This is a genomic window from Pseudomonas sp. (genome assembly GCF_049645325.1).
Classification (GTDB): domain Bacteria; phylum Pseudomonadota; class Gammaproteobacteria; order Pseudomonadales; family Pseudomonadaceae; genus Aquipseudomonas.
Window position 1 is genome coordinate 1 of the sequence record NZ_JBARTQ010000580.1, and the last position, 3,768, is coordinate 3,768.

Consider the following 3,768-nt stretch of genomic DNA (forward strand, 5'->3'; position numbering starts at 1 on the left):
CACCACAGGAAAGCATCATGCCCAAGCCCTGCGTTCAAAAACGCCTAACCCATGTTCAGGAACCCCCTATGTCAGTAGAAACCATCAACACCCTGGTCGTCGGCGCAGGCCAGGCCGGGGTTGCCATGAGCGAACACCTGTCCCTGATGGGCGTGCCGCACATCGTGCTGGAGCGCCACCGCATCGCAGAACGCTGGCGGTCCGAGCGCTGGGACTCGCTGGTCGCCAACGGCCCCGCCTGGCACGACCGCTTTCCCGGGTTGAAATTCGAGGGCATCTCCCCCGAAGCCTTCCCGCCAAAAGAACGCATGGCCGACTACTTCGAAGCCTACGTCGACCAGTTGCAGGCGCCGGTGCGCACCGGCGTGGAAGTGCAAAAAGTGGAACGCCACGTCGGCCGCCCCGGCTTCAAAGTCACTACCTCCGCCGGCATCATCGACGCCGCCAACGTGGTCGCCGCGACCGGCCCTTTCCAGCGCCCCGCAATGCCCAACATCGTCCCGGCCACGGCGCCACTGCACCAATTGCACTCTTCCAGCTACAAAAACCCCGGCCAACTGCCCGAAGGTGCCGTGCTGGTCGTCGGCGCCGGCGCCTCCGGCTCGCAAATCGCCGAAGAACTGCAAAAGGCCGGCAAAACCGTGTACCTCTCCGTCGGCGAACACTACCGCCCGCCCCGCGCCTATCGCGGCCGCGACTACTGCTGGTGGCTCGGCGCCCTGGGCTTGTGGGACGAAGTCAAAATACAGCCGAAGAAAAAGCACGTGGCCTTTGCGGTCAGTGGCTACGAAGGCGGTAAGACTGTGGACTTCCGCCGACTGGCCCACCAAGGCATCCACCTGGTCGGCGTCACCCGCAGCTGGAATGACGGCGTCATGACCTTCGAACCCGGCTTGGCCGACAACGTGGCCGAAGGTGACCGCGCCTACTTTGACGTACTGCGCGACGCCGACGCCTATATCGAAGCCAACGGTTTGCCCTTCCCGCTGGAACCCGAAGCCTGGGACCTGCTGCCCGACCCGGAATGCCTGGCTAACCCGACCCTGAACCTGAACCTAGCCGACATAGGCGTGACCACAATCCTCTGGGCCACCGGCTTCACCTTCGATTTCGGCTGGCTCAAAGTCGATGCCTTCGACGAAAAAGGCGAGCCCTTCCACAAGCGCGGAATCTCGGCGCAGAGCGGTATTTACTTCCTCGGCCTGCCCAATTTGGTGAACCGCGCGTCATCGTTTATCTACGGGGTTTGGCACGACGCGAAGTACGTGGCCGACCATATTGTTTTGCAGAATGAGTACATGTCCTACAGCAAACCCTGAAACAGGAAAGTCCGAGGCGACAGCGCCTTGCTCCCTTGCCTACGCTTACGTCAGAATCCGCCGGCTTGTGCGCTTGAGTGGGCGTCTCTAAGGTTGGCCGGTCGCTGAAAACTCAGTGATCGGGTTTAGTAGCCCTAGGGTCAATTACATTTAGTGCATGAGCTTCATCTATCAGACGTTCCTGTCTGTGCCTGATGGTGGCTGTGCGTAGGGCACCTTCGGGTGCGCCGGCTTTGTGTAATTCCCCGGTCTACTAACCTGCGTACAGCTGCCACCCTTTCGTTTAGTAGCGAAACGGTGTCGGCCCACTCAGGAATTACTCTTATGATCAAAGTCACGCCCAACCCTCCCAGCGAGCCGGACCTGGAACTCAATCAGGCCGTGCATCGAGCGATTGATCGCTATCTCAACCCTGCTTCCGAGCCTGCCCCACCGTTACCAGCACCCGGACTGTTCAGCGTCGCCGCCGATGCCAGCAGCGAAACCTTGATCACCAACAGCTACGAAACCTTTTCCTCGGTCAGCGCCTTGTTGCTGGACCTGTCGGAGGACCTGACGGGGAAGCAACGCGATGTGGCGCTGGCGATTCACCAGTTGAGTGAGTTAGGGGTTTTGTTGGTGGACAGGCTGATGGAGCGGGAGGTGGCTGTAGCGGGTAGTTAGGGTTCGAAGGGAAAATAGGGGAAAATAGGGGTCAGACCACGAGCCCGTAAAGATGGTCTGCCCCTACTATCTACAAAATCATAATGCTAATTGAGCGGGCTGATCTTGATGCGATCAATCAACCAACGCCCTGCCGGCCCAGGTAGCGTATTGGTCGAGTGAACGGCAGAAATGTCGATCTTCACCCCCTCTTTAGGGATGCTCTCGACATCGAGCATCACCAGGGTGCCTGCCGCCAGATCTTGTTCGATCATATGCAACGGCATACTGCCCCAGCCGACGCCATCTTTCAGGAACGCGTACTTGGTCGACAGATCGGCCAAGCGCCACGTCAATGGCGACATCACGCCATAATCTTGTCCTGCCAACATTTCTGAACGGTCTGTTAGCACCAGTTGGATGTATTTTGCGAGTTCACGCTTGGATAATTTGCCCATCAGGCTGGACAGCGGATGATCGGCCGCGGCCACCATCACCAGTGAGAACTCACCGATGCGCTCGCTGGACAAGGATGGAAAGTTGATTGGCAGCGAGGCCAGGATGCCGAGACTGCAACGGCCATCCAATATCGGCTGATAGCCGGCCCCAAGTCCTTCGACAAACATTTTCAATCGAGTCAGCGGGAAACGTTCGGCAAACTCTTTGACCACTGCGGTAATTGCCGAGGTTGGGAAAAACACATCCACCACCACCGACAACTCCGGCTCAAGACCCGAGGCCATGAGTTTGGCCCGCGCCTTCAAAGTGTCGACTCCAGAGACGATGTTGCGCGCATCTGTGAGCAATAGCGCGCCTTGAGGCGTCAGTTTGGGAAATCGCCCCGAGCGGTCGAACAGTACGACGCCAATCTGATCCTCCAGACCACCGACCCAACCACTAACGGCCGATTGAACTCGGTTCAACTTCCTGGCCGCGGCGGAGAAGCTGCCTTCATCCACGGCAGCAATAAAGGTCCGCAGTTGATCAAGCGATACGCCATCAAGCATTTCATGCTCCATCCATCTCGTGGGCAGATACTTTACATCTCAATATACCGTCTATTCAGATGCTACCTGAAAGCTCATCTTTCCCGTGACGTTCAATCCACATGAAACAGGTGACTTTTCAACATGCAAATTCTCCATCTCGACTCCAGCATTCTCGGCACGGCTTCAGTCAGCCGCCATTTGTCCTCGAATATTGTTGGGCACTTGAAGACACTTCACCCTGAAAGCACGGTTATCTACCGGGACTTGGCTATCGACCCGGCCCTGCATCTTTCTGCAAAGCATCTGGCCGCATTCCAGGGTGCAGAGAGTGACGATGCAGTGCTCGCCGAAGATCTCTACAAAGGCACTGCGTATCTGCGAGAACTGCTCGAATCAAATATCGTGGTCATCGGCACGCCCATGTACAACCTCACGATCCCCACCCCGCTCAAAGCGTGGATCGACAGAATCTCATTGGTCGGTAAAACCTTCCACTACACCGACAAAGGCCCCGAAGGTCTGTTGAAAAACAAACAGGCCTACATCGCGTCTTCTCGCGGCGGTGTTTATTCGCTCGGCAGTCCTGCCGCTGCGCTGGAGCATCAAGAGACCTACCTGATCGGCTTGCTGGGTTTCCTGGGTATAAGCGATACGACGGTTATTCGCGCTGAAGGGCTGGCGATCAATGCGCAGGTCAAAGATGCAGCCATCGCTCAAGCTCTGGAAACTATCGCTGCCATCACCGGCTGATCACCACCGAACTTCTTTTCTGCACAATAGAGGACTTGAACATGACTTACTCCATCATCGGATCCGGC

Annotated in this window: 4 protein-coding genes; 3 read left to right on the forward strand and 1 reads right to left on the reverse strand. The window is 57.4% G+C overall.

The window, feature by feature from the left end; all coding sequences use genetic code 11:
• Positions 1-68: 68 nt before the first annotated feature.
• Together WBB95_RS24410 and WBB95_RS24415 are read left to right on the forward strand one after the other, a co-directional pair.
• The gene (locus WBB95_RS24410; RefSeq protein WP_424489893.1) at positions 69-1,319 is read left to right on the forward strand and encodes a flavin-containing monooxygenase; all 1,251 of its coding nucleotides are present in this window, start codon (positions 69-71) and stop codon (positions 1,317-1,319) included.
• A 324-nt stretch (positions 1,320-1,643) separates the two neighbouring features.
• Complete coding sequence (locus tag WBB95_RS24415; protein ID WP_424489894.1) at positions 1,644-1,982, forward strand: DUF6124 family protein; 339 nt, start codon at positions 1,644-1,646, stop codon at positions 1,980-1,982.
• An 86-nt stretch (positions 1,983-2,068) separates the two neighbouring features.
• On the opposite strand, the gene WBB95_RS24420 is transcribed toward WBB95_RS24415, so the two are convergent.
• The gene (locus WBB95_RS24420) at positions 2,069-2,968 is read right to left on the reverse strand and encodes a LysR family transcriptional regulator (RefSeq protein ID WP_424489895.1); all 900 of its coding nucleotides are present in this window, start codon (positions 2,966-2,968) and stop codon (positions 2,069-2,071) included.
• Positions 2,969-3,091: 123 nt separating this feature from the next.
• On the opposite strand from WBB95_RS24420, the gene WBB95_RS24425 reads away from it, so the two are divergent.
• Entirely contained in the window at positions 3,092-3,700 is a 609-nt protein-coding gene (locus tag WBB95_RS24425; protein ID WP_424489896.1) for an FMN-dependent NADH-azoreductase, read from the forward strand.
• The last annotated feature ends 68 nt before the right edge of the window (positions 3,701-3,768 follow it).

Excerpts from the sequence above, each read along its gene's own strand:
- WBB95_RS24410 (WP_424489893.1), top strand. The coding sequence starts at position 69 with ATGTCAGTAGAAACCATCAACACCCTGGTCGTCGGCGCAGGCCAGGCC.
- WBB95_RS24415 (WP_424489894.1), top strand. The coding sequence starts at position 1,644 with ATGATCAAAGTCACGCCCAACCCTCCCAGCGAGCCGGACCTGGAACTC.
- WBB95_RS24420 (WP_424489895.1), bottom strand. The coding sequence starts at position 2,968 with ATGCTTGATGGCGTATCGCTTGATCAACTGCGGACCTTTATTGCTGCC.
- WBB95_RS24425 (WP_424489896.1), top strand. The coding sequence starts at position 3,092 with ATGCAAATTCTCCATCTCGACTCCAGCATTCTCGGCACGGCTTCAGTC.